The organism is Erythrobacter sp. NAP1 (assembly GCF_000152865.1).
Lineage (GTDB): Bacteria > Pseudomonadota > Alphaproteobacteria > Sphingomonadales > Sphingomonadaceae > Erythrobacter.
In genome coordinates, this window is the sequence record NZ_CH672390.1 from 462,415 (window position 1) to 488,953 (window position 26,539).

Here is a 26,539-nt window from a genome sequence, read left to right on the forward strand (position 1 = left end):
GGTTTTCAAGGTTTGCGTTGCAAGACGACCGATCCGTGGGCGTTAACCCCTTGCGCTTCAGGCGGTCTGGTAGCGACCACAAAGTCCCATGCATAGCCCCAACATTAGGTTAACAACTGAGCCCAAAAGGGTTTCCCTTCTACGTAACTATGCGTATGGAAGTCAGGCACGTGTTAGGGGGGAGCTGCCGTGATGGTAGTGCGTGACATCAAGATCATACCCCCTAGCCGGGTCGCGGAGTTGCAATCCGTCAAGCGTCTCTCGGGCGCTTTGGTAAGGGGAAGATCCAAATGAAATACTCGAATTTGAGCCTATCCGCTCTGGGCCTTTCGGCGTCCAGCGCGGTGATCGCTGCAGTCGTCGGGCTGGGGGCGACAGCCACGCCTGCCGCTGCACAGGACGTCTGTCTGCTTGATCCAGGCGTAACCGGCGGTGCGACCGCTACCGGCGTCGACGCGCTGGCTTGCGGTGATAACGCAGAAGCCAGCGGCGATGAGGCCACAGCAATCGGCACCGATTCGGAAGCGTCGGGCGAAAGCGCAACAGCTATCGGCAATTCTGCAGTCGCAAGCGACCTGAATGCGAGCGCGCTTGGTCAAAACGCCCGTGCAACTGACACCGGTGCGACCGCGATTGGCGCAAATACCCTTGCCAATCAAGTTTCTGCCACGGCGATCGGTTCGACCGCACAGGCGCTTGCCAATGAAGCGACCGCACTTGGTCACAACACCCTTGCCAGCGCAAACCGCGCAACCGCAATTGGTACAGGCGCTACGGCCAACGGCATTTCGTCGATCGCGCTCGGCCGCGAGGCGATTGCTAACGGTTTCGGTTCGTTCGCAGCCGGTGAATTTGCCGAAACGGCAGGCGACGGCGCGATTGCCATTGGTAATGCGACCGTGGCTTCGGGTGTCGACGCACTTGCAATCGGCGGCGATGATGCTGGCGGCGGCGCCGCAGCTCTCGGCAATTCAACCACCGCAGTAGGCGGCGAAGCCTTCGCACAGGGCCCGGGCGCAACTGCAATCGGTTGGCGTTCGGTCGCTGACGCTGAACGCGCACAGGCCTTCGGTCACCTCGCCAACGCGCTGGGCATCCGTTCGCTTGCAGTGGGTGAAGCCGCTCTCGCAAACAGCGACAGCTCGATTGCAGTGGGTAACCTCTCGATTGCATCCGGCACCGGATCGATCGCGGTTGGCGATCTCTCCGAAACGGCTGGCGATGGCGCGATTGCCATTGGTAACTCGACCGTAGCGTCGGGCATCGATGCTCTTGCCATCGGTGGTGACGATGCAGGCGCCGGTGCTTCGGCACTCGGAAATTCGACTACCTCTGTTGGTGGTGAAGCCTTCGCACAAGGCCCGGGCGCAACCGCCATCGGTTGGCGTTCGGTTGCCGATGCAGAGCGCGCGCAGGCCTTCGGTCACCTTGCAAGCGCAACGGGCGTTCGCTCACTGGCAGTCGGCGAAGCGGCCAACGCTTCGGCTGACTTCGCAATCGCGCAGGGTGACAACGCCGCTGCAAGCGATCTTTCCTCGATCGCCATCGGTAACTCCTCGGTAGCGGACGGTATCGACGCCGTTGCTCTGGGTGGTGACGATGCAGGCACAGGTGCACAGGCGCTTGGCAACTCGACCACCGCTCTGGGTGGCGAAGCCTTCGCGCAAGGGCCGGGTGCAACCGCAGTCGGTTGGCGCTCAGTCGCTGACGCAGAACGCGCTCAAGCTTTCGGTCACCTCGCCAACGCGCTGGGCATCCGTTCGCTCGCAGTGGGTGAAGCCGCTCTTGCGAACAGCGACAGCTCAATTGCATTGGGTAACCTCTCGATCGCAACCGGCACCGGATCGATCGCGGTTGGTGATCTTTCCGAAACGGCTGGCGATGGCGCTATTGCCATCGGTAACTCGACCGTAGCTTCGGGCATTGATGCTCTCGCCATCGGTGGTGACGATGCAGGCGCTGGTGCTTCGGCACTCGGCAACTCCACCACCTCGGTTGGTGGTGAAGCCTTCGCACAAGGCCCGGGCGCAACCGCCATCGGTTGGCGCTCGGTCGCTGACGCAGAGCGTGCTCACGCCTTCGGTCACCTCGCAAGCGCAACGGGCGTTCGCTCGCTCGCGATCGGTGAGGCAGCCAACGCATCGGCCGATCAGGCAATCGCAGCGGGTAACCTCGCTTCGGCAGCCGGTCTCGAATCGATCGCAATCGGCGGTGACAATGACGGCAACGGCACTGGCGCTTCGGCTGGTGCTGACGGCGGCATCGCTATCGGTACCGACGCAGACGCAAGCGGCTTCGTCGGCACGGCTGTCGGCGCTCTTGCCAGCGCATCGGGCGACTTCACCTCGGCATTCGGTGTCGGCGCCAGCGCCGCCGGCGAAGGCGGTGTAGCCATCGGTTCGGGTTCGTCGGCAGGCGACGACTTCACGACCGCGCTTGGTGCCCTTGCTGATGCGAGCGGCTTCATCTCGACCGCACTCGGCAACAGCGCCGTGGCGAGCGGCGAGGGCGGTGTCGCAGTTGGTGTCATCGCTCAGGCGACCGACTTCAACACCACTGCCGTGGGTACCAATTCCTCGGCAACCGCTGAGGACGGTTCGGCCTTCGGTGCAGACTCGCAAGCTACCGGCATCGACTCGACGGCAGTTGGTGCAGCTTCGCTCGCATCCGCCGATGAAGCGACCGCGGTCGGTGATGGCTCGGAAGCTTCGGGTCTGAGCTCGACGGCAGTCGGTTTTGCATCTCAGGCTACCGAACAGAACGCTTCGGCGTTTGGCCGCAATGCCCGCGCAACCGGAACCGGTTCGCTAGCACTTGGCCCGAACGCTCAGGCAACCGAACTGTCCAGCACGGCGATCGGTTCCGGGGCGGACGCTTTCGGCGTTGACTCCACGGCCGTGGGTACCGCGTCGGCGGCGACTGGCCAGAACTCGTTCGCTGGCGGCGCCAACTCGACTGCCAACGGTCGCGCTTCGGTTGCTCTGGGTCGTCTCGCGGTTGCGGACGGTGACGGCACGGTCGCGATCGGTGAACTCGCTGCAACCGATGGTCAGTCGGCCATCGCAATCGGTGACGGCTCGTTCGCCACTGGCACCGACGCAGTTGCCCTTGGTGGCGACAACAACGGCACCGGTGCACAGGCCCTTGGCAACTCGACCACTGCAATCGGTGGCGAAGCCTTCGCTTCGGGTCCGGGCGCTTCGGCCTTCGGCTGGCGTTCGAGTGCGAGCGCAGAACGCGCTCAGGCCATCGGTCACCTCGCAAGCGCATCGGGCATCCGTTCGCTGGCAGTGGGTGAAGCAGCCGATGCCTCGGGTGACGGTTCGGTCGCCATCGGTAACCAGAGCGATGCGGACGGCACTGACGCTGTTGCCCTTGGCAACGGTTCGTCGGCTCTGTTCGACAACTCGGTCGCCATTGGCGCTCTTGCAGCCACCACGCGGGCCAACCAGGTCGTGCTTGGCGGTGCCGGTACGTCTGTGACGGTCGGTGACATCGCAGCAAGCACCGCGGCTCAGACAGGCACGCCGTTCGTGGCAACTGTCGATGCCTCGGGTACGCTGGGTCAGGCGATTGCAGTCGATGATCTTGCAACCGATGCAGAGCTGGCAGCTGAAACCGCTGCACGAATGGCTGCCGATGCGACCCTTCAGGGCAACATCGACACCAACTCGGCAGCGATTGCAGTCAATGCGGCCGATATCGGTACGAACGCGGCGAATATCGCCACGAACACCACCGACATCGCGACCAATGCGACCAATATCGCGACCAACACGACCGATATTGCGACCAATGCGACCAACATCGCGACCAATGCGACGAACATCGCCACCAACACGGCGGACATCGCAACGAACGCGACCAACATCGCAACCAACACCACTGACATCGCGACGAATGCGACCAACATCGCATCGAACACGACTGCCATTGGTGCCAACGCAACGGCGATTGCCGGTCTCGACACGCGGGTAACCGCAAACGAGGGCGCGATTGCCACGAACACCACTGGTATCGCGACCAACGCAACCAACATCGCAGCAAACACCACTTCGATTGGTGCCAATGCGACGGCGATTGCCGGTCTCGATACGCGCGTGACGACGAACGAAAGCGGCATCGCAACCAATGCGATGGCGATTGCGGACAACAACGCGCTGGTGGTTGGTCTTGATACTCGCGTCACCACCAACGAGGGCGCGATTGCAACCAACACGACGTCGATCGCCACTAACGCGGCCGGCATCAGCACCAATTCGGCGGGCATCGCTTCCAACACGGCAGCGATCAACACCAACGCTTCGGGTATTGCGGCCAACGGTACGGCAATTGCAGGTCTTCAGAGCCTGACCGCCAACAACCAGGCTCAGATCAACACCCTGTTCGGCCAGACGGCTGCGAACCGGGATGCGATCGATCGCGCGAACGAAGGTGTCGCGATGGCGCTCGCCATGGAAAGCCCGGCGCTTCCGGCTGGCACGAGCTTCGCTCTGTCGGGCGGCATCGGCTACTTCGAAGATCGCGGCGCAGGCTCGATGGCCCTTTCGGCCCGCGTGTCTGAGAACGCTTCGATCTCGGCCGGTATCGGTGTCGGTTTCGACAGCGGTGAAGTCGGTGCACGCGGCGGCTTCCAAGTTGCTTGGTAAGCCGTTAGACATCAGGTCATGACTGTAATGACCTCGAAAAATACGATGCCGGGGCCCAGTGCCCCGGCATTTCGTTTTGCCACCCTTGCAGCCGTATGTGCAGGGCTGTGGTTTACTCCGGCAAGCGCTCAGGCGCAGCAGCAGCAGCAGCAAGCCCAGCCGAGCTTTCAGCCGCCGCCGTCGGTTCGTCCGACGCCGAGCCAGCTTGAGCTATCGAAGTTGCTCTGGTCGACTGTTGCCGCAGTCGATCATGCGAACCAGTCGGGCAATTATTCCGTGCTGCGGGACATCTCGGCGCAGAACTTCCAGATCAATTTTAATCCGGCCCGCCTGACCGAGATCTTTTCCGGCCTTCGCAATCTCAACATGGATCTGTCGAACGCTCTGCTGGTCCCGCCGACCTATTACGAAGCGCCGCAGATGATCAGCAATGACGTCTTCCGCGTGCGCGGCGTGTTTCAGCTGCGCCCGATCTCGATCGGCTTTGATGTCTATTACCAGTGGGAACAGGGGCGCTGGAAACTGTTCGGCATCGACCTTCAGCCGCAGCAGATGGTCGAAGCGCAACCGGTTCGATAGGCTGACGCGCTAAGCGTGTCCGGCGGGCGTGGGAGCAGGGCCATGGGCCTCTCCCATCCGCCGCAGCGCCGATACCTTGTCCATGAGCGGGCTCCAGTCGTCGCGCTCATCGATCGCGGACCAAATTTCCTCGACCTCGGCGATCACCATGCTTTGTGGGGCATCGTCCGACCAGTAATCGTGCGCGTCTTCGACTGCTTCGTACTCGCGCAACGCTTCGCCTAATTCGCCCTCCGCGCCGCGCCCGCCACGATGAGCGAAGAAGAACGCATCGGGCTGCGCCTCGCTCTCACGCATAGCCTTCTCGCAAGCGGCGACGAGCTGCGCATCGAACTCTGCGCCTCGCGGTTTGACGCCTAGCCGCCACGTCCAGCGCCGCGCGACCGCTTCCATGTAGAGCGGCCCGAAGCGCTCCATTGCGGCCACCAGCGGCTCGGTGTCGGCAAGCAATCTCAAAGCCACCGCGAACTGGCCGCAATTCCAGTGCAGCGCCTCTGGCTGCCGGCCGAAAGCGTAGAGCCCGGCGTGGTCGAAATAGGCAGCGGTGAAGCCCGGCTCCCACTTCGGAAGCCACCGCCACGGTCCGTAATCGAAGCTTTCACCGGTGATGTTCATGTTGTCCGTGTTCAGCACGCCGTGGACGAAGCCTGCGACCATGTAGCTGGCTGCGAGGTCTGCCATGCGCTCGACCACATTGTGCATCAGGCGCACAGCAGGTTCATCGCGGCCCGGCGCATCGTCTGGCGGAGGCGGGCCGGGGAAATGCTCGAGGCAATAATCGACCAGCGCGTCCATATCCTCCTTCTCTTCATGCGCGAGAAGGCGCTGGAAGGTGCCGATGCGGATATGCGAATGCGAGAGCCGCACCATCACGGCAGAGCGCGTGGGCGAGGGCTCGTCATCGCGCATCAATTGCTCGCCCGTTTCGATGACCGAGAAGGTCTTCGAGGTGTTCACACCTAGCGCTTCGAGCATCTCTGTCGCCAGTATCTCGCGCACCGCGCCTTTCAGGGTCAAACGACCGTCACCAGCGCGCGAATAGGGTGTCGTTCCCGATCCTTTGGTGCCGAGGTCCATCAGCCGTCCATTGCCATCGCGCATCTGCGCGAAAAGGAAGCCGCGTCCATCGCCGATTTCAGGATTGTACACGCGGAACTGGTGGCCGTGATATTTGAGCGCGAGCGGCTGCGGCAGGTTGCCTTCCAGCGGCTCGAGGCGTCCGAAATGCTGCGCCCACTGATCGTCGCTCAGGGCCGCGAGGCCGACACTTTGGGCCGCACGATCATTGCGGAACCGAACCTGCGTTTGCGGGAAATCAGCAGCCTCGACCGGCGAGGCGAGCCAGTCGGACAGGGATTGAATTGCAGGGTCGGGGCTGTAGATGGCTGCTTGCGGTTCATCGCTCATGTAGCGATAGTGGGGACAAGCGAGCGAGGGCGCAAGCGCTCTGACGCTCACATAGATTCACCGGAGATTCTCGCCACACCATGGCCAATCCATACGAAGACAAGAGCTGGACGAGTTCGGACGGCCTGTCGCTCCATTATCGCGATTATGCGGGGCCAGATGGCTATGACGGCCTGCCGGTCGTCTGCCTCCACGGCCTCACTCGCAATGCGCGCGATTTTGCCCGGCTTGCCGAGCATATTAGCGAAACGCGCCGCGTCATTGTGCCGGAAATGCGCGGGCGCGGTCAGAGCGACTATGCTCCCGATTCCTCGACTTATCACGGCGGCCAGTATGCGCAGGATGTGAAGGTGTTGCTCGACGAACTTGGCATCGACAAATTCATCTCGGTCGGAACGTCGATGGGCGGGCTCATCACCATGATCTTCGCCGCCGCCAATCCGGGGCGACTTGCTGCTGTGGTGATGAACGACATCGGCCCTGAGATAAATCCTGCCGGGATCGAGCGGATCAACGGCTATGTCGGGCAGGGGCGCAGCTATCCCACCTGGGTCCACGCCGCGCGCTCGATGTGCGAGGTGCATGGCGAGGCGTTCCCCGATTTCGGGCTCGACCAGTGGCTCGAAATGGCCAAGCGCACTCTGGTGGTCAGCCAGAACGGGCGGATCAGCTACGACTATGACATGGCGATCGCGGAGCCTTTCAAGAAGGCAGACAACGCAACGCCGCCCAATTTGTGGCTCGCATTCGAGGCCTTGCGCGGCGTTCCGATGCTGCTCGTGCGCGGCGAGCTTTCCGACCTGCTGACGCCCGAAACGGTCAGGCAGATGGCAGCGCGCAATCCGGCAATGACCAGCGTGACCGTGCCGCGTGTGGGCCATGCACCCACACTCGACGAACCCGAGGCGCGTGAGGCGATCGACGCGCTGTTGGCGAAGGTCTGATCCGACAATGCCAAACAAGAAAAGCGCGCCGCGCATCCTGCATTGCCATTCGACGTTTGCTGCCGGCGGCAAGGAGCTGCGCGCGGTCAAGTTGATGAACGCGTTCGGCAAGTCGCTCGATCACACAATCATATCGGGAGAGCCGGATGAGAAGGGCGCAAGAGCGCTCATCAATCGCACCGTCCCGGCGCATTTTCCGACACGCTTCCCCTCGCTCAAGGGCTGGCCGACGCCGGGAAGGCTGGTCGCGATTGCCAAGGCGATAAGCGACTATGACCTTGTGCTCACCTACAATTTCGGTGCGATGGACGTGGTGATGGCGCACACCGTCTTTGGTGAGGCGCTCAGTCTGCCGCCGCTCATCCATCATGAGGATGGCTTCAACGAGGACGAAGCAAGCGAGCTCAAAACGCGCCGCAACTGGTATCGCCGGATTGCCACGGGGCGCACACATGCGATGGTTGTGCCCAGCCGCACGCTCGAGAAAATCGCGGTCGAGACGTGGAAGCAACCGCCTGCGCGGGTGCAGCGCATTCCCAACGGCATCGACACCAAGGCCTTCGGCAAGCGCCCCAAGCCCGGCGGCTTTCGCGTAGTGAAGCGCGAGGGAGAGCGCTGGATCGGGACGCTTGCGGGGCTTCGTCCGGTGAAGCAGCTCGACCAGCTTGTGAAAGCCTGCGCCGATCTGCCGGAAAACTGGCATCTCGTGATCTTGGGTGATGGACCAGAGAAAGACGCGATCCGCGCCGCTGCCGATGCGCATGAGATCAGCCACCGCGTTCACCTGCCCGGCGATGTTGAAGACCCGGCCAAGCTGATCGGGATGTTCGATATCTTCGCCCTGTCTTCCAAGAGTGAGCAATTCCCGATCTCGGTTGTCGAGGCGATGGCGGCAGGGCTGCCGGTGGCCGCTCCCGATGTGGGCGATGTAAAGTCCATCGTCGCCGAGGCGAACCGGCCTTTCATCGCCGCTCCGGACAGCACCGATGCGCTGGCCGCGATGCTTAGCGAACTCGTCGCAAACGAGGCTCTGCGCGCTGATATTGGCGCTGCCAACAAGGCCAAGGCGCGCGAGCAATATGACGAAGCGCAGATGATTGAGGCCTATCGCTCGCTCTATTGGGGGGCTTTAGGCCGCGATGCCTAAGTAGCGGGGCGACCTGCCAACCGGTGAGAGGCAGGTTTGAGCCATTGCGCAAGCCCCTCGCGCTCCCTAAAAGCCCGCCCAAAGATTGAAAACGACTAACAAGGATCATCGCCAAGTGGCGCGCACTCCGACTGACAAGAACAAAAACCAGCCAGGCAGCCCATCGCGCGAGGACGAAATCCTCATGCGCGAGATCGACGAGGCGGTGCGGCAGGACGACACCAAGGAATTCTTCCAGAAATACGGCGTGCCCCTCGGCCTCGCGATCTCGCTGCTGCTGGCTGGCATGTTCGGATTCTACTTCTGGGATGGCCGCAATGAGGCTGCGCTTGAACGCCAGTCCGAGCAGATCATCAGCGCGCTCGATTCTGTCGACGTGAATGACTTCGAAGGCGCATCGGAGAAGGTCGATGGGCTGGTCGATGAGGGGTCTATTGGCGCCCGCACCTCGGCCAAGTTCCTCCAGGCGGCAGCCGCCCTGGAAGAGGGCAATCCGGCAAAGGCCGTCGAGCTTTACGCCAGCATTGCGGCCGACCCCGAAACCCCTGGCCCGCTGCGCAACCTGGCTGTGATCCGCGAAGTTTCGACCAATTTTGACGAGCGCGATCCAGCTGACGTGATCGCCAAGCTCAGCGACCTCGCTGTGCCCGGCAACCCGTATTTCGGCAGCGCAGGCGAACTTACCGCGATCGCCCACCTTGAGGCGGGTAACCGCGACGAAGCAGGCGCCCTGTTTGCCGAGATGGCGAATGACGAGGCGTTGCCAGAGACGCTTCGTTCACGTGCGCGCCAGATGGCTGGGCTATTAGGGGTCGATGCAATTGAAGATGTCGAGCAATTGCTCGAAGATGAAGGCGTTACTCCGGCTGAAGGGCCCGCTGAATAAGCGAGGAGCCGGCAGGTGCCCGGAACCTAAGAATACAAGTTTGGACGGACGGTGCGAATGATGAAGTATAACAAGCGTTTAAGCGGCGCTATCGTGGCTGGCGCGCTGGCTATGCTGCTGACCGGCTGCGGAGGCGACAACAAGACCACGCCGACGATTGGTGAGCGTATGCCAATCCTGTCGCGGATCGAAACTGGCGCGACTGTCGATCCTGCGCTTGCCAGCGTGACCGTCGTTCTGCCGCCCGCACAGGTTAATTCCGAATGGGCACAGGTCGGTGGTTCGGCAAGCAAGTCGTACGGCCATCTGGCACTGCCTGAAAACCCGACCAAGGCCTGGACCGCTCGCATCGCGGGTTCGAGCGACAAAGAGCGCCTTGCGGCCGCTCCGGTGATCGGCAGCAATATGTTGTTTGCAGTGGGTTCTGACGGCGTCATCCACGCCTTCGACAAGAAGTCGGGTTCGCGCATGTGGGAATTCGACGACGAAGAGATGGACGATGACATGCGCCCATCCGCCTTTGGCGGCGGCGTCAGCTATGACAGCGGCCGGGTCTACGCAACTAACGGCGCGGGCGATGCCAAGGCTCTGGATGCCCAGTCCGGTTCGATGATCTGGAAGACGACGCCTTCCGGCCCGCTGCGCGGTTCACCGACCATCGCCTTTGGGCAGGTTTACGTGATGACGCAGGACAACCAGATCATCGCGCTCAACACCGAGAATGGCGAGCTGCTCTGGAACGAGTCGGGTTCATCGGCACAGTCCGGTGTCTTCGGCGTCGCTGCTCCGGCAGCGGGACAGGGCACCGTGATCGCGGGGTATTCCTCGGGCGAACTATCGGCCTACCGCTACGAGAACGGTCGCACGCTGTGGGCCGACGCTCTGGCGCGCACGAACATCTCGACCGTGGTGAGCTCGCTCACCGACATCGATGCTGACCCGATCATCGATTCGGGCCGTGTTTACGCGCTGGGGCAGGGCGGTCGTATGGCCGCTTACGAGCTCGTCACCGGGCAGCGTATCTGGGAGCTTAACCTTGCTGGCATTTCCACCCCGGCGATCGCGGGTGAGTGGATCTTCACTCTGACCGACGATGCGCGGCTTCTGGCGATTGCTCGTTCGACGGGCCGCGTGCGCTGGATCACTCAGCTTGCCCCGTTCCGCAACGTCGAGAAAAAGAAGGACCCGATCTTCTGGACGGGTCCGGTTCTCGCGGGCGGCAACCTATGGGTTGCAAGCTCCGAAGGCGAGGTTTGGAAGGTGAGCGCGGGCGAAGGCTCGGCGCAGCTTTTTGCCGACGTCAAGGAAGCGGTCAGCCTGCCGCCAGTTGTTGCCGACAACATGCTCTATATCCTCGACGATTCGGGTACCATCCACGCTTGGCGCTGACGGCTTTGCCGCCAGGCCTTTCGCAGCCCCAAGACAGCCGTTAACCTTTGTGCCGGTGTCGTCTCCATGCGGCACGCGGGCGTCTTGGTGGGCGGAGAATTAACCCTTTGGCGCTAAACGCCTGAGGGTAATGAGCGCAGAATCTCATCCCGCATCGGCGTCAACGCCGCTGAACCTGCCCAAGAGCGATGTCTCTTCGGGTGTGGGGCTTGCGGGTCTGCTGGGCCTGATGCTGTGGATCCTGTTCTGCCGCACCTTTCCCGTAATTGTCGAAACACTGGGCCTGGGAAGCGGCTATGGCGTTCTTTCAGGACCATATGCGGCGCTGACAGCGATGGCGTTCACTGCGGGACCGATGGCGATCTGGTCGCTGCTGGTCGACAAGGTGCATCTGCGCGCGTCAACCGGTCTCGACTGGAGCATCCGGCGCAGTGTTGAGGATGTGCTGCCTGTCTCGACCGTCAAGATCGTTGGCCTTTGGGCCACTTGGGCGATCATCGCTGCCCTGTATTGCCTGTGCCGCTGGTACTGGGACGGAAGCTACCTCTTCGCGATGGAGGTGCTCGGTTTCCTGATCGTGCCGATGGTGGTGCTCTCGGTGCCCTACATCATCTGGCTTGATCGGTTCATGACTGACCAGCGCGACAGCACCTGGCACTTCGGCGCAGCCTTGTTGGGCCGTGAGGGTGTCGATCTTGATCAAGTTAAAAAGCATTGGCGAGCGTGGATCATCAAGGCGTTTTTCGGCGCGTTCATGATCTCGATCCTGCCGCCGGGCTTCGCTTTCATTGTCGAAGCCGATCCGGCAGCGATTATCGCCAATCCATTCGAGTTCGGGATGCTGCTGATCACGCTGCTATTTGTGGTGGATGTGCAGATCGGGACGGTCGGGTATCTCTTCACGTTGCGGCCGCTCGATGCTCATATTCGCTCGGGCAATCCGTTCGTGGCTGGGTGGCTTGCGGCGCTTCTCTGCTATCCGCCGTTCGTGTGGGGGATCATCGGCAATAACGGCCAGATCCTGAGTTATGAGGGCGCGACTGCGGGCTGGGGACACTGGATGGCAGGGCAACCAGCTTTGCTGTGGGTGTGGGCAGCGTGGCTCGTCTTCCTGACAGCGATTTATGCGTGGGCGACGGTTGTATTCGGCATCCGCTTTTCGAACCTCACCTATCGCGGCGTGCTTACCAACGGGCCGTATCGCTTCACCCGCCATCCGGCTTACTTGTCGAAGAACCTGTTCTGGTGGTGCTCGGTCATGCCGTTCCTTGTCACGAACGGGTCGGCTGTCGATGCAATCCGCAACACCTTCTTCTTGGCTGTGGTGAACGCGATCTATTATTGGCGCGCCCGGACCGAGGAAGCGCACTTGTTGGCCGAGGACCCCAAGTACCGCGAATATTACGACTGGATGGAAGTGAACGGCCTTGTTACCGCGCCGCTCGCCCGGTTGAAGCTCAAGCTGATCGGTCGGATCAGTGGCGGTAAGCGTGCCTCTGGCAAGCCCGAAGCGGGTCTTCAGGAGCCAGCCGAGTAGTCGGGATCAGAGGTAGAAACCCTCGTCCGTTTCGTGTGCAACAAGGTCACGCTCCGACACTGCAAGCGCGGAAACCTGTGCGCGCCATTCGGCAATGTGGGCCGTGCGAAAATGCGCTTCGAGAGCGGCGCGGTCGCGCCATTTTTCGCACACCCGCACCAGCCCCTCGTCGATCACGTCGAGCGCATAAGCGTATTCGATACACCCTTCCTCGCGGCGGCTGGCGGTGATCATTTCCCCCATCACGGGGCGCACGACCTCGACCATGCTGGGCGGGATGCGGAAGGAGCCGATTACAACAATCATAACAGAAGCTTATGCGAGCGATACACGCTCACATCAAGGGCGATCCGTCATCGGCCTGGTACTTGGCGAGTTCGGTTATCTCGATGTCGAGGCCTTGGAGGGCTTGCTGGAACTTGGCCATGTGCGGTGTCTGGAAGTGGAATGCCAGCGCGGCATCGTCGACCCACTTTTCGACGATGACGAATTTCGAAGCGTCCAGAATGTCGACGGCATAGGAATAACCAAGGCACCCTTCCTCAGCGCGCGACGCCTCGACCATGGCGGGGAACGCGTCGCGGCCTGCATCCAGTGCGCCTTCGCCAAGGTTCGCCTCGGCCAGAACTATCAGCATGTTCTCTCTCCCTTTCCGCCCTCAAAGGGGGAACCGCTGCTCAGAACGAGTATTTGTAGACGCGCGAGACGTCCTCGTTCCATTCGCCATGATAGGCGTCGAGCAGCCGTTGTGCAGGCACTTTACCTGTCGAGACGATTTCGTCGAGGGTTTCGAGATATCCGGTCTCGTTGTCGCCGCTCGCATTGAGTTTGCCGCGTGCGGCGAGGCCCTTATGCGCGATCTTCAGAGCTTCGCGGCCAAGGTCCTGCATCGTCCCGCCTCCGGGGATCGGAGCCTGCAGCCCGAGTTTCGGTGCGTCGGTGCGCAGCTTCTCGCGCTCTTCCATCGTCCAGTCCTTGACCAGGTCCCATGCAGCATCGAGCGCGCCCTGATCGTAGAGAAGGCCAACCCACAAGGCAGGCAGCGCGCAGATCCGGCTCCACGGCCCGCCATCGGCTCCGCGCATTTCGAGGAAGCTTTTGAGACGCACCTCGGGGAAGGCGGTCGAAAGATGATCCCACCAGTCGCTCGCCGTGGGACGCTCACCGGGAAGGACGGAGAGCTTGCCGTCCATGAAGTCGCGGAAAGAGAGGCCGGCTGCGTCGATATACTTCCCGTCGCGGAAGACGAAGTACATCGGCACGTCGAGCATATACTCGGCCCAGCGTTCGTATCCGAAGCCATCCTCGAACACGAAAGGCAGCATCCCGGTGCGGTGCGGGTCGGTGTCCGACCAGATGTGGCTGCGGTAGGAGAGGTATCCGTTGGGCTTGCCCTCGGTGAAGGGCGAGTTCGCGAACAAAGCGGTCGCAAGCGGTTGCAGCGCGAGGCCGACGCGGAACTTCTTCACCATGTCGGCTTCGGAAGAATAGTCGAGATTGACCTGGATCGTGCAGGTCCGCAGCATCATGTCGAGACCCAGATTGCCCACTTTGGGCATGTGGTTCATCATGATCTTGTAGCGGCCCTTAGGCATCACGGGCAGTTCTTCGCGCGTCTTGTCGGGCCACATGCCAAGGCCAAGATAGCCAACCCCGCACCGCTCACCGATTTCCTTCACCTGCGCCAGATGCCGCCCGGTTTCGTTGCAAGTTTCGTGCAGGGTTTCGAGCGGTGCGCCTGACAGTTCAAGCTGGCCCGCAGGTTCAAGGCTGACCGTGCCGTCCGCGCCTTTCATGGCGATGACGTGCCCGTTCTCCTCAATCGGCTCCCACCCGAATTCGCGAAGGCTCATCAGGATGTCGCGGATGCCCGCGTCCTCGTCATAGGACGGAGCGTGCTTGTCACCTGTATGATAGACGAACTTCTCGTGCTCGGTCCCGATGCGCCAGTCCGCCTTCGGCTTTTCACCGGCCCGCATCGGGGCGGTAAGGTCGTCCATCCCTTCGAGGATAGGCTCGTCGGCAGAGGATGCTTCGCGTGTGCTCATTCAGGCTCTCTTTCGAAGGTTGCCCTATAAAACGGAATTGACGGTGGGAAGTGTAATCTGCGTTTGAGCGGACAAAGCCAATCTATGGTTCGCCCACATCTGGCCAGTCGCCCGCTTCGGCCATCCATACAGAAAGCGCAGCAATCGCAGCGGTTTCGCCGCGCAAGATACGCGGACCAAGCGAAATGGCGCGCGCCTGCGGGTGAGCGCGGATCGCGGCGCGCTCGGCATCGTCGAAGCCGCCTTCCGGCCCAATCAGGATGGCGGCTGGGCCTTCGTGAAAGCAGAATGCATCGGCAGCGTGTTCGCCGCCTTCCTCGTCAGCAAAGAAGATCGCGCGCTCGCTAGGCCAGTCGGCGAGGAGCGCGTCGAGCTTCACCGGTTCGGCGATGTCCGGCAGCGCGGTGCGCGCGCATTGCTCGGCGGCTTCGGTCGCGATGATGCGCGCGCGCTCCATGTTGAGTTTGTCCGCGACACAGCGGCGGGTGATCATCGGTTGGATGCGCGCTGAGCCCAACTCGGTCGCCTTTTCGAGAACGAAGTCGAACCGGTCCTTCTTAAGCAGGGCAGGGCACAGCCACAGGTCTGGCACTTCTCCGCGCGGGCGCAGATGGTCGGTGACGGTCAGGTCGACACGGCGCTTTTCCACCTGCCCGACACGCGCCGCCCATTCGCCGGTGATGTTGTCGCAAAGGATCACCGTATCGCCCGGCGATACGCGCATGACCTTGCCGAGATAATGCGCCTGATTGCCTTCGAGTGCGAAAATGCGTCCGTCGCCAAGCTCGTCCTCGACGAATAGGCGCGGTGCGGACTTCGGTGGCCAGGCGGGAGTAGCGGGCATGGCTTTGCCCCTAGGCGCGGTCGTGGCTAGGGTGCAAGCCATGACCGCGCGGATCTGCCAATTTCTCATTGCCATCGTGTTTCTGGGACTGGGCGGCTGGGCCCTTTTTGCCCCGTCGAGTGTGATCGAGCTCGCCCTGACCGAACCCTACCGCGAAAACACCTTCGTAACCCGCTTCATGATGGCGTGTTTCGGAGCGCAGGCGGTGATGTTCGGGGTTATGGCGCTGGTGGTCAAATGGGGCTCGCGCGCGTTCGCGACCTTCGCCGTGGTGCTGCTGCCATTCTTCGTCTTCAACTGGTACTTCCATTACGAAGTGCCGGTGTTGACCTCGATCGGGATGCTCGATTTCGCAGGCAACTTGACCATGTTCGTCGCCTGCGTCATCGGCTGGCGCGCAGCGAAGCTCGATGAGCAAGACAGCCAGGGAATAAGAAGCCTGTGACAGCCGACATCGTTCCAGACACAGAGCATCGCAGGCTGATCGAGCGCCTGCCGCAATTGCCGCGTGATCTTGCGCAGCTTGCGCGGTTCGACCGACCGATTGGCTGGTGGCTGCTGCTCTGGCCATGCGTCTTCGGAGTGTGGCTTGCCGGGGCAGGGCCGCAATTTGCGCTCATCGGCTGGTTCCTGCTCGGCGCCATCGCGATGCGCGGGGCAGGGTGCGTCTACAACGATATTGTCGATGCAAAGCTCGATGCGAGCGTCGCGCGCACGGCTGCGCGCCCGGTGGCAAGCGGGCGGGTGAGCAAGAAGGTCGCCTGGGGCTGGCTTATCTTCCTGTGTCTCATCGGCCTCGTCGTGCTGCTGCAATTGCGGCTGGAGGCGCAGATTGTTGCTCTCGCAAGTCTCGCATTGGTCGCGGCCTATCCCTTCATGAAGCGCATCACATGGTGGCCGCAGGCTTGGCTCGGCATGGTGTTCAATTGGGGGCTGCTGGTCGGGTGGACGCAGTTGCGCTTCGATAATTGGGACGCGCTCGCCGCGATCTATGCGGGCTGCATCTGCTGGGTGATTGGATACGATACAATCTACGCTCTGCAGGACCGCGAGGACGATGCGCTGGTCGGCATCAAGTCGAGCGCGCTTCGAATGGGCGAGAGTTTTCGTGCAGGGATCGCCGCATTCTACACCGCGACCGTCGGGCTGTGGGGGCTGGGGGTATGGCTTTACCGCCCGGATATCTTTGCGCTGCTCGCACTTCTGCCGGTGGCGTTTCACCTCATGTGGCAGGTTGCGACGCTCGATCCTGACGACCCTGCCAACCCGCTAGCGCGTTTTCGCTCGAACCGGTGGGCGGGCGCGTTGATGGCGATTGCGTGCTTCATTATCGGCAATGCAGGAGCGACCTGATGTGCAACCTCTATCGCATGACCAAAAACGTGGACGAGGTCGCCAAGTGGTTTGACGCCATCGCCGCGCAGGGCGGGGCTAATTTCGGTGAAGAGGTTTATCCGGGCTACCCCGGCCTCGTGGTTGCAGGCGGTGAAGTTTCCAAAATGAGCTGGGGGTTCCCGCTGGTGATGAAGGGCAAGAGCGGTCAGCCGCTAAAGCCCAAACCGGTCAACAATGCCCGCACCGACAAGCTCGACAGTTTCTTCTGGCGTTATTCCTTCGAAGAGCGCCGCTGCCTTATCCCGGTGAGCGCATGGGCGGAAGCGCAGGGGGCGAAGGGCGCCAAGACGCGTACATGGATGTCGCTGCCCGATGACGACCTGTTTGCCGTTGCAGGCGTGTGGCGCGACAGCGACGAGTTTGGGCTGTGCTATTCGATGGTGATGACCGACAGCGCCGGTTCGGCCAGCGAAGAGGTGCATAGCCGAATGCCGGTGCTGCTTTCGCCGGAAAACTACGAGGGCTGGGTGTCGGGATCACCCGATGAAGCAAAAGCTCTCTGCACAGCTTGGACGGGCGACCTCAAGATTGACCGGACAGACCAGGCCTGGACGCGGGGAGCGGCCAGCCAGAAGTCCTTGCTCTGATCGGGCTTGGAAGGGGCTTTGAACATCGGTTCGCGCAGGATCGGTTCGTTCATGACGCATCTCCTGCATAGCTGACGACTTCAAATTCGATGCCGTCCCAGTCGAAGAAGTAGAACCTTTTGCCCGGGTCGTAATCGTCATGCCCGAACGGTTCGAGGCCGGCGGCGATCACCACTTTCTCCGCCGCGTCGAGGTCGTCGACCAGCAGCCCGACATGGTTCAGAGGCTGGCCCTTGGAATAGCGGCGCTCCTCATCAGCGCGCACATCGTCATTGGTGTAGAGCGCCATGTAGGCCGCGCCGTTGCCGGGCTGGCCGACATGGATCGTGTCGCCGCCCATCTGCGAATGGCCGCTCCAGCGTTCCTCCCAGCCAAGCATCTGCTTGAAAAGCTCGGCGCTGCGGGCAGGGTTGGTGACGGTCAGGTTGGCGTGTTCGATTGTTCCTGTCGGCATAACAAGGCTCCTTTCGTGCGGTTCGGTCGATCCGGGCGCCTCGGAGGGACGCAGCGAATCATCGTCGCCATTCATTCTGCAACCTCAACCTAACTTGAGATCAAGCTATTTCTGCGCTATCAGGCGGGTCATGGCGAAAACCCTCTCCTCCAAGGACCTCATTCCCATCGGCGAAATGGCGCGGCGAACCGGGTTGTCGGTCTCCGCGATCCGCTTTTACGAGGACAAGGGATTGGTCGAGCCCGTGCGCACCAGTGGCAACCAACGCCGCTTCCTGCGTTCCGATATCCGCCGGTTGAGCTTCATCCTCATCGCGCAGCAACTCGGCCTGAGCCTTGGCGAGATCGATGAGGTGATGCGCGGCCTTCCCTATGGCCGCACGCCCAATGCGCGCGACTGGAAGGCGATCAGCGCAAAGATCCGCGACCGGATCGAGGTGCGCATCAAGGAACTTGAACGCACCCGCGACAGCCTCGACGGCTGCATTGGCTGCGGGTGTCTCAGTCTTGAGAAATGCGCGATCTACAATCCGGGCGACAAGCTCGGCGAAGATGGACCGGGGCCGCGACAGGTCCTGGCGGATTAGGCGCCGGGGCCTAAATCCGGATCAAGATCGCGAGGCCGCGCAAAGTGAATGAGCTTGGCGCAGCGCGGCTTCAGCTTGGCCCAGCTTTCGATATCGCATTCAAGCACGGCAAAGGTCGCGGTCGGAAACTTCACCACGGCTTCGCGAAAGAGGTCGTTCTCATGACTTGGCGACACGAGGTCGAGCACCACTTCCTGCATTCCGGGATTGTGACCCGACAGCAGGATCGAATGCGCTTCGTCATCGCCTTCGCCCGCATGCGCCTGAGCGACTTCGAGGATGGTGTCGGAGCTCGCCAGATAGAGCCGCTCGTCATAGATCGCGGGCATTTCCGGGACTGCGCCCTTGAGCGTGTCGACCACGCGCACCGCAGGGCTTCCGATCAGGCGGTCCCACTCGACCCCGTGCGCGCGGATATGGTCGCCCATCACGGCTGCGCCCTTGATGCCGCGCTCGTTCAGGCCGCGGTCGAAGTCGCGCTGCGCTCCGTCGCCCCAATCGCTTTTGGCATGCCGGAAAAGGCCAAGAAGTTTCGCCAAGTGCCTAGAATCCCCACCATAGGTGCAGCCCTTCGCTGCGCCGCCGCTTTGCACGTTCTACACCATGCCATGCAATCCCCCATGTGAAAATGCGGCAGCCTTTCGCGGGCGCCAGTCTGGGGAGAGCGCCGCGGAAGACTGCCGCATCGGCGGGCCCCGCGAGGAGAGCGGTTGCCCGTATCTGTGAAAAGATCAGGTGGTGGGAGCCGCCGGTCGCTCGCTTTCGCGCTCGCCCCACATGATCACCGGCTTAGCATTCCGGCGGAAATGCTCGGCGTAATCGGGGTGCTCCGTCCCCATCCAGCGATCCCACCAGGTGAAGTAGAAGCCGTAATTGTAGCGGCCTTCGGAGTGGTGGAGGTCGTGGTGAGTGGTGGTGCTGATCCAGCTGGTCAGCTTGTTGTCGACCCAGCCTGCCGGGAACAGCTCGCTGCCCGCATGCGCCATCACGTTGCGGATGATCATGTGCCACATGAACAGGAACACAGCGAAGCCCGCATATGCGATGCCGAACTGGCTGGTCATGAAAAGGAACAGCGGCATGTAGGCGGCTTCGAACGCGGCTTCCCAGGTCGAAAAGCTGTAAGCGGCCCACGGCGTCGGCGTTCGCGACTTGTGGTGGTGCAGGTGGGTCGCGCGGAACAGGCGCTTGGAATGCATCGCGCGGTGGATCCAGTAGAAATAGGCATCGTGAACCACCACGATCAGCGCGAATTGCCACGCAACGACGAGCAGGCTCGCTCCATTGAGCTTGAGAGCAATCCACCCCATCTCGCGCCCGACAAGCGTTGCCAAAGTCATGAAGGCAAAGACCAGCACCGTTCGCATCGAGGAGAAGAACTCGCGCCGGTAATCGCGCCCGCTTGCCCGCCGGTTCTGGATGCGGCGATTGTCGGCCCATACTTTGACGACGATCAGAAAAGCGCTCAGTACCCCGGCCGCGATCAGGTAGCGGCTGAAATCGAAATAGAGCACATCGGCAAAATGGTTCGCGACCTTGGCGAGCGCATATTCGAAAGAGCCCTTTTCAGCCGTTTCGGGGACCGGAATGATCATGCGTCAGATGTCCTTCATGCAAGTGATGCGGACTGTCTTGCCAAACCCGGCTTTCGCAGGCTCGTCTGTATCAGAAAATGCCGGTCTTTTTCGAAATCGACCAGCTTTTTTCAGTTCTGAACGCTCTGTGTAACGCCCGCCTCGTCCGCGCCATTGGCCATCGACAAACGTCTGAATTCACTCGGTGTGGTGCCGGTTTGCTCGCGAAACGCGCGGTTGAATGGGGTCAGCGAATTGTAGCCCAGGTCCATCGCGATCGTGAGAACGGGCAGATCGACTGTTTCCTTGTCCGCGAGCCGCTCTTTCGCCTCTGCAATGCGATGGCGGTTGAGGAAGGCGGAGAAATTGCGATGGCCGAGCCGCTGGTTTATGAGCGCTCGCAAGCGATGCTCGGGCGTATCAAGCTGTGCGGCGAGGGCAGCGATCGTGAGGCCCGGTTCGCGATAGGCGCCCTCTGCCATGGCGCGCACCAAGTTTTCGTGCAGCACCTTCTCGGTTGGCGACAGGTCGAGCGGTTCGGGCTCGTCCCCGGGCAGATCTTCCTCGCTTTCGATCAGCAGCGCCTCGTTAGGATCGAGCAGCGCCACGCCAGCAAAAAGGGTGAGGATCACGATGAGCACCGAGTTTGCGAGCTGGATCGGCGGATACTCGCCCGATGCACCGACGATCGTTTCGAACAGCAGGATGCCTCCTGCCTGCGCTGCGACCAGCAGGGGTAGCCATAAGCGCACCATGCGGCGCTCTTCGACGAGGTCGTCGTTGCGTTCGGCAAGCCCAACCCGCACGAGGTCCGCGATCAGGGCGAGCGCGACGATGTGAAGCATGTAGAAACCGAGCCTGCCGGTGCCGGGTATGAAATTCCCGATGATCCAGCCGACAAGCAGGAGCGCCATGGCTCCCAAAGCGACGCGCCGCTCGGGCTCTGCCTCGAACAGGCGGCGCGCGAAAAGCCAGATCCAGTAGGGCGAAGAGATCGCGAAGAGGTCGACCCACGGATCGAGCGGGCCTTCGGCCGTCATCAGCGGCGACGCGTTGAGGAGATAGGCGACAACGCCCACCACCATCGCCACCAGCGGGAACTTGATGTGGTCGCGTACCTCGCTTGCGACCATCTGCGCGATCAGCATCAGCGCGGCGCCAATGGCGATGAGGCGGACGAGATAGTCGAGTTGCTCGATCATGCGAAACTATCTGGGATATTGTCGTCCAGCGCGCCAGTGTTTTGGGCGACCTCGCTCGGGTCTTCGCCGATTTGGCCGTCGCGCACACGCACCAGAGCCTCGTCGAGCGTGACGCGCCGAACAGCTGTGCCTTCCGGAAACGCCGACAGCAGACGCGAAGGGAACGCGGAGGAGAGGACCACGAAATGCCCGGCATCGTCCTTGTTGCGGATCAGCCGCCCGAACGCCTGGGCGAGCCGCGCGCGGATGATGCGGTCGTCATACTGGCTGCCGGTCCCGTCATCCTGCGCGGCGGCAGCGCGGCGGGCCTTGTGGAGGATATCGGGGCGCGGCCACGGCACGGCTTCCATCACGACGCAGCGCAAGCTTCGGCCTGGCACATCCACTCCGTCGCGCAGGGCATCGGTGCCAAGCAAGCTTGCGCGCGGATCGTCGCGGAAGATGTCGACCAAAGTGCCGGTGTCGATCGGATCGACATGTTGCGCATAAAGCGGCAGGCCCTCGCGTGCGAGGCGGTCGGCGATGCGGCCGTGCACGGCGCGCATTCGGCGGATCGCGGTGAACAGGCCGAGCACCCCACCGTCCGATGCCTCGATGAGCCTCGCGTAGGCGCCCGCAAGGCCGGGAAGGTCGCCCTTGCGCACGTCGGTGACGATCAGCACCTCGGCGCGGCTCGCATAATCGAAGGGACTGTCGGCAGCGGACAGCATCGGAGCGCTCTCGATATGGTTTGCGCCCGAGCGGCGGATGGCGCTCTCCCATGGATCGCCCTCGGTCCCAATGCGGTCGGTCAGGGTCGCGCTGGTCAGCATCACGCCGTGAGAAGGCTCCAACACAACGCGCGCAAACGGTTTCATCGGGTCGAGCCACCGGCGATGGATCGCGACATCGAACTCGCGCGCATCGGAACGGTCGACCGCAAGCCAGTCGACGAATTCGGGGTCCGCAGGCCCGCCAAGCCGGTCCAGCAGCGATTCCCACGCAGCCAGCAGATCGACGCGCCATTGCAGCGAGAAGCGCGCCCCCTCGATCCGCGCGCGGCCTGCTCCGTCGAGCCAGTCGGGCGGATCGGCAAGGATCGCCTCTAACCTGCCGCCCAGCCGGATGAGCGGGGTCCGGATCGCAGCCAGCGCCTCGCCAGCTGCGCTCGCCGCTTCGATCACTTCGCCCGGAAGCCCGCTTGCCTCGGTCTCGATCCCGTAGCCTGCCTCCTGCCCGCTCTCATCGCGCGCATAGGTCGCCGTTCGCACCGCACCGAGCAGCGTTTCAATAGGGCCCGAGGGTTCGTTCTCGATCAGGCGTTGCAGCCATCCTTCGCCGGGGAAGGCCTGTGCCGCTTCGCACGCCGCCTCGATCGCTTCGCCGCCTTCGTCGTCGTAACTGGCCACATCCGCGAGCCTTGCGGAAAGCCCGCGGCGACGGCCCCGATTTTTGCGCTCTGGGCCGATGATCCAGCGCCGCAGCTCAATCGCCTCTTGCCCTGAAAGCGTCGCGGCAAAGGTGCTGTCGGCGGCTTCGAAGACGTGGTGGCCCTCGTCAAAGATGATGCGGGTGGGACGCTGTGCATGGTCTCTCCCACGCGCGGCATTGACCATGACAAGCGCGTGGTTGGCGATGACAAGGTCGGCCTGCGCGCTGTCGCGTCCCGCACGCTCGATGAAGCATTTGCGGTAATGCGGGCACCCGGCATAGACGCATTCGCCGCGCTGGTCGGTCAGTGCCGCGATCCCGCGTTTCCGGAAAAGCGTGCCGAGCCAGCCGGGCAAATCCCCGCCGATCATGTCGCCATCGCGGGTAAAGCTCGCCCAGCGTGCGACAAGCTGCGCAAGGATCGCCGGGCGACCCGCAAACCCGCCTTGCAGCGCGTCTTCAAGGTTGAGCAGGCAAAGGTAATTCTCGCGCCCCTTGCGCACCACGACAGGCGGCGTGCCGTCGGGGCGTTTCAGCGGCCAAGCGCGCCTGCTTTCAGAGCGCAGCTGGCGTTGCAGGTTCTTGGTAAAGGTCGACACCCAGACCGTCCCGCCCGATTGCTTGGCCCACAGCGAGGAGGGCGCGAGATAGCCGAGCGTCTTGCCGATCCCTGTCCCCGCTTGTGCGAGCGCCACATGCGGAAGTTCGCGCCGGTCGCGCGGGGCGAAAATGCGCGAGACCTCGGTCGAATATTGGCGCTGACCCTCGCGTTTCTCGGACCCTTCACCGGTGAGCGCGTCGAGCTCGCCCAGCACGTCCGCATCGGGCAATTCCACCTGCCGCGGGGGAGCGCGCTCGCCCGTCTCCTCCCATTCCGGCAGTGCGGCAAACAGCCACTTTTCCGCTTTCTCGGGACGCTTGATATGGGGCTTCAACACCTGCGCCCACGGCCAGCGCAGCCGTTCGAGCGAATGAAGCGAGCTCCACGCGCCGGCGCGTTCGAACCATTCGGGATCTTCGCAGGCTGCAACCAGCGCCCCTGCCGCTTGCAACAGGAAGCCGGGGACATGCTGGTCGCTTTCCGGCTCCTCCAGCCCCAGCGCCTGCGCAAGCCCGCGAGGCGTCGGCACGCAAAAGCGCGCCGGGTGAACGAACGCGAACAGCTCCAGCACGTCCAGCCCCGACAGGTCGGGATAGCCCAGCCGGTTCGCGACCAATGGCGCGTTCAATAGCAGCACCGGCGTATCGGCCGCGGCCATGATTGCATCGCCCTTCGACACCGCCTCGGTCACGCCGTTTGCGGGGCGCAGCCAATTGCCGCCATGACTGGCGTGAAGTGCAGGCAAGGGGAGGGGGACAGGCGAAGTCACTGATCCGCCAAGATGGCAACGGCTAAACCAGTTGTAAACGAATGGTCTCAATAGTTCTGTGACTAGCTATCGAAGGGAACCGTCCATGCGCAAAGCTCTCGCCCCGCTCGCCCTGTTTGCAGCGATTGCACCGGCCATCGCGCTGGCACAAGAACCTGTGCAGAAGGCATCTGAAACGGCCAGTGCTGAAGCGCAGCAAGCTGCCAAAATCGCCGCGATCCAGCGCCATGTCGACGCCTATCGTTCAGGCGATCTCGACGCGTTCGTCGCAACATTCGCTCCCGATGCGATTGTGCGCGCTGATGGTTTTGTCGCCATGGGCCGCGACCAGATCCGCGCCCTGTATGAACTGAACTTCATCCCCGGCGCACCGCAGCTGAAGGTGCTCGACAGCGGCGTGAATGGCGAGAACATCTATCTTTCGGTGAGCTATGTCTTCGAAGGCGGACAGGAAATGTGCTGTTCGTATTCGGAATACGAAGTCAGAGCGGACGGCAAGATTGCGTTTCTCCAGTCGGGCAGCGGCTAAAGCAAAAGCCGGTCAGGCGACACAGTATCGGTAGGGCCGACCTGTCCTACAGGCGTGGGATTTGGTAATGATGGAGCGGGCTTTTTAAGGCCCGCCATTACCACCCATTGTCCTGGCCGGAATCTGAAAAGTCACACATCCAACACGCCCTTTTCGCTTCAAGCCCTCAGGAAACCGGGCTTTGCGCGGGGGTTTCGGTTTTTCCAAACGGGGCCTTGCGTGGTCCATGTTCCCGCAAGCTTCGGGAACCAAACGCCCGCCTTCGCGCTTGCAACATGGTCGCGCTTGCTTAAAGGCCGCAGCACTATGACAGACGAAACGCTCATCGAAACCGCACGCAATTCCAAGGCATGGCCGTTCCAGGAGGCTCAGCGCCTCGCAAAGAGGCTGCGTGGCGGGAAGAAAGACGGTGAGCCTGTGCTGTTCGAAACGGGCTATGGCCCGTCGGGTCTGCCGCATATCGGCACCTTTCAGGAAGTGTTGCGCACCTCGCTCGTTCGCCGCGCCTATGAGGCGTTGACGGGTGAGAGGACGCGTCTTGTCGCGTTCAGCGATGACATGGACGGTCTTCGCAAGGTGCCCGAAAACGTGCCGAACAAGGAACTGCTGGCTGCCAATCTCGGCAAGCCGCTCTCACGCATCCCGAACCCGTTCGGGACAAGCCACGAGAGCTTTGCCGCGCACAACAACGCCAAGTTGCGCGAGTTCCTCGACCAGTTCGGCTTCGACTACGAGTTCGTAAGCTCGTCCGACCGCTACAACTCGGGCGCGTTCGACGATGCCTTGCGCGGGGTGCTGCGCAACTTCGATGCGATCATGGACATCATGCTGCCAACGCTGGGCGCAGAGCGCCAGCAGACCTACTCGCCCGTCATGCCAGTCAGCCCGACCACCGGCGCGGTGCTGCAGGTGCCGATCGAGGTGGTCGATGCCGAGGCCGGCACGATCCGCTTCACCGATGAAGACGGCAGCATGGTCGAACAAAGCGCGCTTGGCGGCATGGCCAAGTGCCAGTGGAAGGTCGACTGGGCGATGCGCTGGGTTGCGCTTGGCGTCGACTATGAGATGTACGGCAAGGACCTCACCGACAGCGGCGTGCAGTCGGGCAAGATCGCGCGCGTGCTGGGCGGCAACAAGCCCGAAGGCCTGATCTACGAGCTGTTCCTCGATGCCAAGGGCGAGAAGATCAGCAAGTCGAAGGGCAATGGCCTTACGATTGACGAGTGGCTGCAATATGGCAGCGAGGAGAGCCTCGGCTTCTACATCTTCGCCAATCCCAAGAGCGCAAAGCAACTGCACGCTGGCGTCATCCCCAAGGCGATCGACGATTACTGGCAGTTCCGCGAGCGCCTTGCCGAGCAACCGCTCGACAAGCAGCTGGGCAATCCGGTGTGGCATTTGCAACGCGCGAATGAGCGGTTCGAAGGCCCCGATGCACCGGGTGCCGGCGATGCGCTGAGTGTGCCTTACAGCCTGCTGCTCAACCTCGTGAGTGTGCTTGGCCTCGAAGCGACGCCGGAGAACCTCGCCGAATACGTCGCGGCCTATACCGGCAAGCCGGTCGAGGACCCTGCGCTGCTCGGTTTGATCGATGCGGCGGTGAACTACAACCGCGACTTCGTGGCGCCGACATTGAAGAAGCGCGCTCCGGCAGGGGGCGAAGTGCTGGCTCTGACCGAGCTCGATACGCAGCTTGCCGCGGCACCTGGGGATGCAGATGCAGAGGTGCTGCAGACGATGGTCTACGAGATCGGCAAGCGCGAGGAGTTCGGTTTCGAGAACCTGCGCGACTGGTTCCGTGCGCTCTATGAAACGCTGCTTGGTTCAGAGCAGGGCCCGCGCATGGGCAGCTTCATCAAGCTCTACGGCATTGCGCCAACGAGGAAGCTGATCGCGGAGGCTTTGGAACGGGCGTAGTCGAGCGCAAAGGTTAGGTCGCACCAAACGGCGCAAAGCGCCGCAAGGGCGACCGCCCGTCCGCAGCGGATGCGGCTTCGCAACG

23 protein-coding genes are annotated in these 26,539 nt (G+C 62.4%); 13 read left to right on the forward strand and 10 right to left on the reverse strand.

Annotation, left to right across the window (positions count from 1 at the left end; genetic code table 11):
• The first annotated feature begins 290 nt into the window (after positions 1-290).
• Positions 291-4,649 carry a YadA-like family protein gene (locus NAP1_RS02130; protein WP_007163569.1) on the forward strand — a complete coding sequence of 1,453 codons (4,359 nt, stop codon included), beginning with the start codon at positions 291-293 and terminating at the stop codon, positions 4,647-4,649.
• A gap of 27 nt (positions 4,650-4,676) precedes the next feature.
• A complete protein-coding gene (locus tag NAP1_RS02135) occupies positions 4,677-5,228 on the forward strand; it encodes a hypothetical protein (RefSeq protein WP_007163570.1) in 552 nt (183 codons plus the stop codon).
• Between the two features lie 9 nt (positions 5,229-5,237).
• On the opposite strand, the gene NAP1_RS02140 is transcribed toward NAP1_RS02135, so the two are convergent.
• Positions 5,238-6,635 (reverse strand): protein adenylyltransferase SelO family protein, encoded by a 1,398-nt coding sequence (locus NAP1_RS02140; protein ID WP_007163571.1) that lies wholly within the window; start codon positions 6,633-6,635, stop codon positions 5,238-5,240.
• 80 nt (positions 6,636-6,715) lie between these two features.
• Between NAP1_RS02140 and NAP1_RS02145 the strand changes: the two genes are divergently transcribed.
• The 5 genes from NAP1_RS02145 (at position 6,716) to NAP1_RS02165 (ending at position 12,538) form a co-directional block, all read left to right on the forward strand.
• A complete protein-coding gene (locus NAP1_RS02145) occupies positions 6,716-7,579 on the forward strand; it encodes an alpha/beta fold hydrolase (RefSeq protein ID WP_007163572.1) in 864 nt (287 codons plus the stop codon).
• 7 nt (positions 7,580-7,586) lie between these two features.
• Positions 7,587-8,726, forward strand: coding sequence for a glycosyltransferase family 4 protein (locus NAP1_RS02150; RefSeq protein WP_007163573.1), 1,140 nt, complete (start codon positions 7,587-7,589; stop codon positions 8,724-8,726).
• Between the two features lie 115 nt (positions 8,727-8,841).
• Positions 8,842-9,612: a tetratricopeptide repeat protein gene (locus NAP1_RS02155; RefSeq protein ID WP_007163574.1), complete on the forward strand. Its 771-nt coding sequence runs from the start codon at positions 8,842-8,844 to the stop codon at positions 9,610-9,612.
• A 57-nt stretch (positions 9,613-9,669) separates the two neighbouring features.
• Positions 9,670-11,001: a PQQ-binding-like beta-propeller repeat protein gene (locus NAP1_RS02160; RefSeq protein WP_007163575.1), complete on the forward strand. Its 1,332-nt coding sequence runs from the start codon at positions 9,670-9,672 to the stop codon at positions 10,999-11,001.
• Positions 11,002-11,131: 130 nt separating this feature from the next.
• Complete coding sequence (locus tag NAP1_RS02165) at positions 11,132-12,538, forward strand: isoprenylcysteine carboxylmethyltransferase family protein (protein WP_007163576.1); 1,407 nt, start codon at positions 11,132-11,134, stop codon at positions 12,536-12,538.
• 6 nt (positions 12,539-12,544) lie between these two features.
• On the opposite strand, the gene NAP1_RS02170 is transcribed toward NAP1_RS02165, so the two are convergent.
• The 4 genes from NAP1_RS02170 to NAP1_RS02185 form a co-directional block, all read right to left on the reverse strand.
• Positions 12,545-12,844, reverse strand: coding sequence for a putative quinol monooxygenase (locus tag NAP1_RS02170; protein WP_007163577.1), 300 nt, complete (start codon positions 12,842-12,844; stop codon positions 12,545-12,547).
• Between the two features lie 28 nt (positions 12,845-12,872).
• Positions 12,873-13,175 carry a putative quinol monooxygenase gene (locus NAP1_RS02175; RefSeq protein ID WP_007163578.1) on the reverse strand — a complete coding sequence of 101 codons (303 nt, stop codon included), beginning with the start codon at positions 13,173-13,175 and terminating at the stop codon, positions 12,873-12,875.
• A gap of 40 nt (positions 13,176-13,215) precedes the next feature.
• Positions 13,216-14,586 carry a glutamate--cysteine ligase gene (locus NAP1_RS02180; RefSeq protein WP_007163579.1) on the reverse strand — a complete coding sequence of 457 codons (1,371 nt, stop codon included), beginning with the start codon at positions 14,584-14,586 and terminating at the stop codon, positions 13,216-13,218.
• An 82-nt stretch (positions 14,587-14,668) separates the two neighbouring features.
• On the reverse strand, positions 14,669-15,430 hold the full coding sequence (locus tag NAP1_RS02185; protein WP_007163580.1) for a 16S rRNA (uracil(1498)-N(3))-methyltransferase: 762 nt from the start codon (positions 15,428-15,430) through the stop codon (positions 14,669-14,671).
• Between NAP1_RS02185 and NAP1_RS02190 the strand changes: the two genes are divergently transcribed.
• Genes NAP1_RS02190 through NAP1_RS02200 form a run of 3 tightly spaced genes read left to right on the forward strand, consistent with a single transcriptional unit; the run spans position 15,429 to position 17,412 of the window.
• Positions 15,429-15,875, forward strand: coding sequence for a hypothetical protein (locus tag NAP1_RS02190; RefSeq protein ID WP_241761165.1), 447 nt, complete (start codon positions 15,429-15,431; stop codon positions 15,873-15,875). The two genes, NAP1_RS02185 and NAP1_RS02190, sit on opposite strands and share 2 nt — an antisense overlap.
• Entirely contained in the window at positions 15,872-16,783 is a 912-nt protein-coding gene (ubiA, locus tag NAP1_RS02195; protein WP_007163582.1) for a 4-hydroxybenzoate octaprenyltransferase, read from the forward strand. Before NAP1_RS02190 ends, ubiA begins: the two co-directional genes overlap by 4 nt.
• On the forward strand, positions 16,783-17,412 hold the full coding sequence (locus tag NAP1_RS02200; protein WP_007163583.1) for an SOS response-associated peptidase: 630 nt from the start codon (positions 16,783-16,785) through the stop codon (positions 17,410-17,412). Before ubiA ends, NAP1_RS02200 begins: the two co-directional genes overlap by 1 nt.
• Positions 17,413-17,461: 49 nt before the next feature.
• Here the strand turns inward: NAP1_RS02200 and NAP1_RS02205 are convergent, their stop codons facing one another.
• Complete coding sequence (locus tag NAP1_RS02205) at positions 17,462-17,866, reverse strand: VOC family protein (protein WP_040464648.1); 405 nt, start codon at positions 17,864-17,866, stop codon at positions 17,462-17,464.
• A gap of 130 nt (positions 17,867-17,996) precedes the next feature.
• Here NAP1_RS02205 and soxR point away from each other — a divergent pair, with 130 nt between their 5' ends.
• A complete protein-coding gene (soxR, locus tag NAP1_RS02210) occupies positions 17,997-18,452 on the forward strand; it encodes a redox-sensitive transcriptional activator SoxR (protein WP_007163585.1) in 456 nt (151 codons plus the stop codon).
• Here soxR and NAP1_RS02215 read toward each other — a convergent pair.
• From NAP1_RS02215 to NAP1_RS02230, 4 genes are all read right to left on the reverse strand, one after another.
• Positions 18,449-18,991, reverse strand: a complete 543-nt coding sequence (locus tag NAP1_RS02215; RefSeq protein WP_007163586.1) for a histidine phosphatase family protein — start codon at positions 18,989-18,991, stop codon at positions 18,449-18,451. The genes soxR and NAP1_RS02215 overlap by 4 nt on opposite strands.
• 192 nt (positions 18,992-19,183) lie before the next feature.
• Positions 19,184-20,047 (reverse strand): sterol desaturase family protein, encoded by an 864-nt coding sequence (locus NAP1_RS02220; RefSeq protein ID WP_007163587.1) that lies wholly within the window; start codon positions 20,045-20,047, stop codon positions 19,184-19,186.
• 110 nt (positions 20,048-20,157) lie between these two features.
• A complete protein-coding gene (locus NAP1_RS15775) occupies positions 20,158-21,228 on the reverse strand; it encodes a helix-turn-helix domain-containing protein (protein ID WP_007163588.1) in 1,071 nt (356 codons plus the stop codon).
• Positions 21,225-24,008 (reverse strand): ATP-dependent DNA helicase, encoded by a 2,784-nt coding sequence (locus NAP1_RS02230; protein WP_050750400.1) that lies wholly within the window; start codon positions 24,006-24,008, stop codon positions 21,225-21,227. Before NAP1_RS02230 ends, NAP1_RS15775 begins: the two co-directional genes overlap by 4 nt.
• A gap of 85 nt (positions 24,009-24,093) precedes the next feature.
• Between NAP1_RS02230 and NAP1_RS02235 the strand changes: the two genes are divergently transcribed.
• The gene (locus tag NAP1_RS02235; protein ID WP_007163590.1) at positions 24,094-24,537 is read left to right on the forward strand and encodes a nuclear transport factor 2 family protein; all 444 of its coding nucleotides are present in this window, start codon (positions 24,094-24,096) and stop codon (positions 24,535-24,537) included.
• Positions 24,538-24,843: 306 nt separating this feature from the next.
• A complete protein-coding gene (locus NAP1_RS02240) occupies positions 24,844-26,454 on the forward strand; it encodes a lysine--tRNA ligase (RefSeq protein ID WP_040464651.1) in 1,611 nt (536 codons plus the stop codon).
• Positions 26,455-26,539 lie beyond the last annotated feature (85 nt).

Bases quoted from the DNA above. Each gene is read 5' to 3' on its own strand.
- NAP1_RS02150 (WP_007163573.1), top strand. From the start codon at position 7,587: ATGCCAAACAAGAAAAGCGCGCCGCGCATCCTGCATTGCCATTCGACG.
- NAP1_RS02140 (WP_007163571.1), bottom strand. From the start codon at position 6,635: ATGAGCGATGAACCGCAAGCAGCCATCTACAGCCCCGACCCTGCAATT.
- NAP1_RS02190 (WP_241761165.1), top strand. From the start codon at position 15,429: ATGGCTTTGCCCCTAGGCGCGGTCGTGGCTAGGGTGCAAGCCATGACC.
- NAP1_RS02145 (WP_007163572.1), top strand. From the start codon at position 6,716: ATGGCCAATCCATACGAAGACAAGAGCTGGACGAGTTCGGACGGCCTG.
- NAP1_RS02185 (WP_007163580.1), bottom strand. From the start codon at position 15,430: ATGCCCGCTACTCCCGCCTGGCCACCGAAGTCCGCACCGCGCCTATTC.
- NAP1_RS02205 (WP_040464648.1), bottom strand. From the start codon at position 17,866: ATGCCGACAGGAACAATCGAACACGCCAACCTGACCGTCACCAACCCT.
- NAP1_RS02175 (WP_007163578.1), bottom strand. From the start codon at position 13,175: ATGCTGATAGTTCTGGCCGAGGCGAACCTTGGCGAAGGCGCACTGGAT.
- NAP1_RS02135 (WP_007163570.1), top strand. From the start codon at position 4,677: ATGACCTCGAAAAATACGATGCCGGGGCCCAGTGCCCCGGCATTTCGT.
- soxR (WP_007163585.1), top strand. From the start codon at position 17,997: ATGGCGAAAACCCTCTCCTCCAAGGACCTCATTCCCATCGGCGAAATG.
- NAP1_RS02160 (WP_007163575.1), top strand. From the start codon at position 9,670: ATGATGAAGTATAACAAGCGTTTAAGCGGCGCTATCGTGGCTGGCGCG.
- NAP1_RS15775 (WP_007163588.1), bottom strand. From the start codon at position 21,228: ATGATCGAGCAACTCGACTATCTCGTCCGCCTCATCGCCATTGGCGCC.
- NAP1_RS02170 (WP_007163577.1), bottom strand. From the start codon at position 12,844: ATGATTGTTGTAATCGGCTCCTTCCGCATCCCGCCCAGCATGGTCGAG.
- NAP1_RS02220 (WP_007163587.1), bottom strand. From the start codon at position 20,047: ATGATCATTCCGGTCCCCGAAACGGCTGAAAAGGGCTCTTTCGAATAT.
- NAP1_RS02130 (WP_007163569.1), top strand. From the start codon at position 291: ATGAAATACTCGAATTTGAGCCTATCCGCTCTGGGCCTTTCGGCGTCC.
- NAP1_RS02200 (WP_007163583.1), top strand. From the start codon at position 16,783: ATGTGCAACCTCTATCGCATGACCAAAAACGTGGACGAGGTCGCCAAG.
- NAP1_RS02240 (WP_040464651.1), top strand. From the start codon at position 24,844: ATGACAGACGAAACGCTCATCGAAACCGCACGCAATTCCAAGGCATGG.
- NAP1_RS02180 (WP_007163579.1), bottom strand. From the start codon at position 14,586: ATGAGCACACGCGAAGCATCCTCTGCCGACGAGCCTATCCTCGAAGGG.
- NAP1_RS02235 (WP_007163590.1), top strand. From the start codon at position 24,094: ATGCGCAAAGCTCTCGCCCCGCTCGCCCTGTTTGCAGCGATTGCACCG.
- NAP1_RS02165 (WP_007163576.1), top strand. From the start codon at position 11,132: ATGAGCGCAGAATCTCATCCCGCATCGGCGTCAACGCCGCTGAACCTG.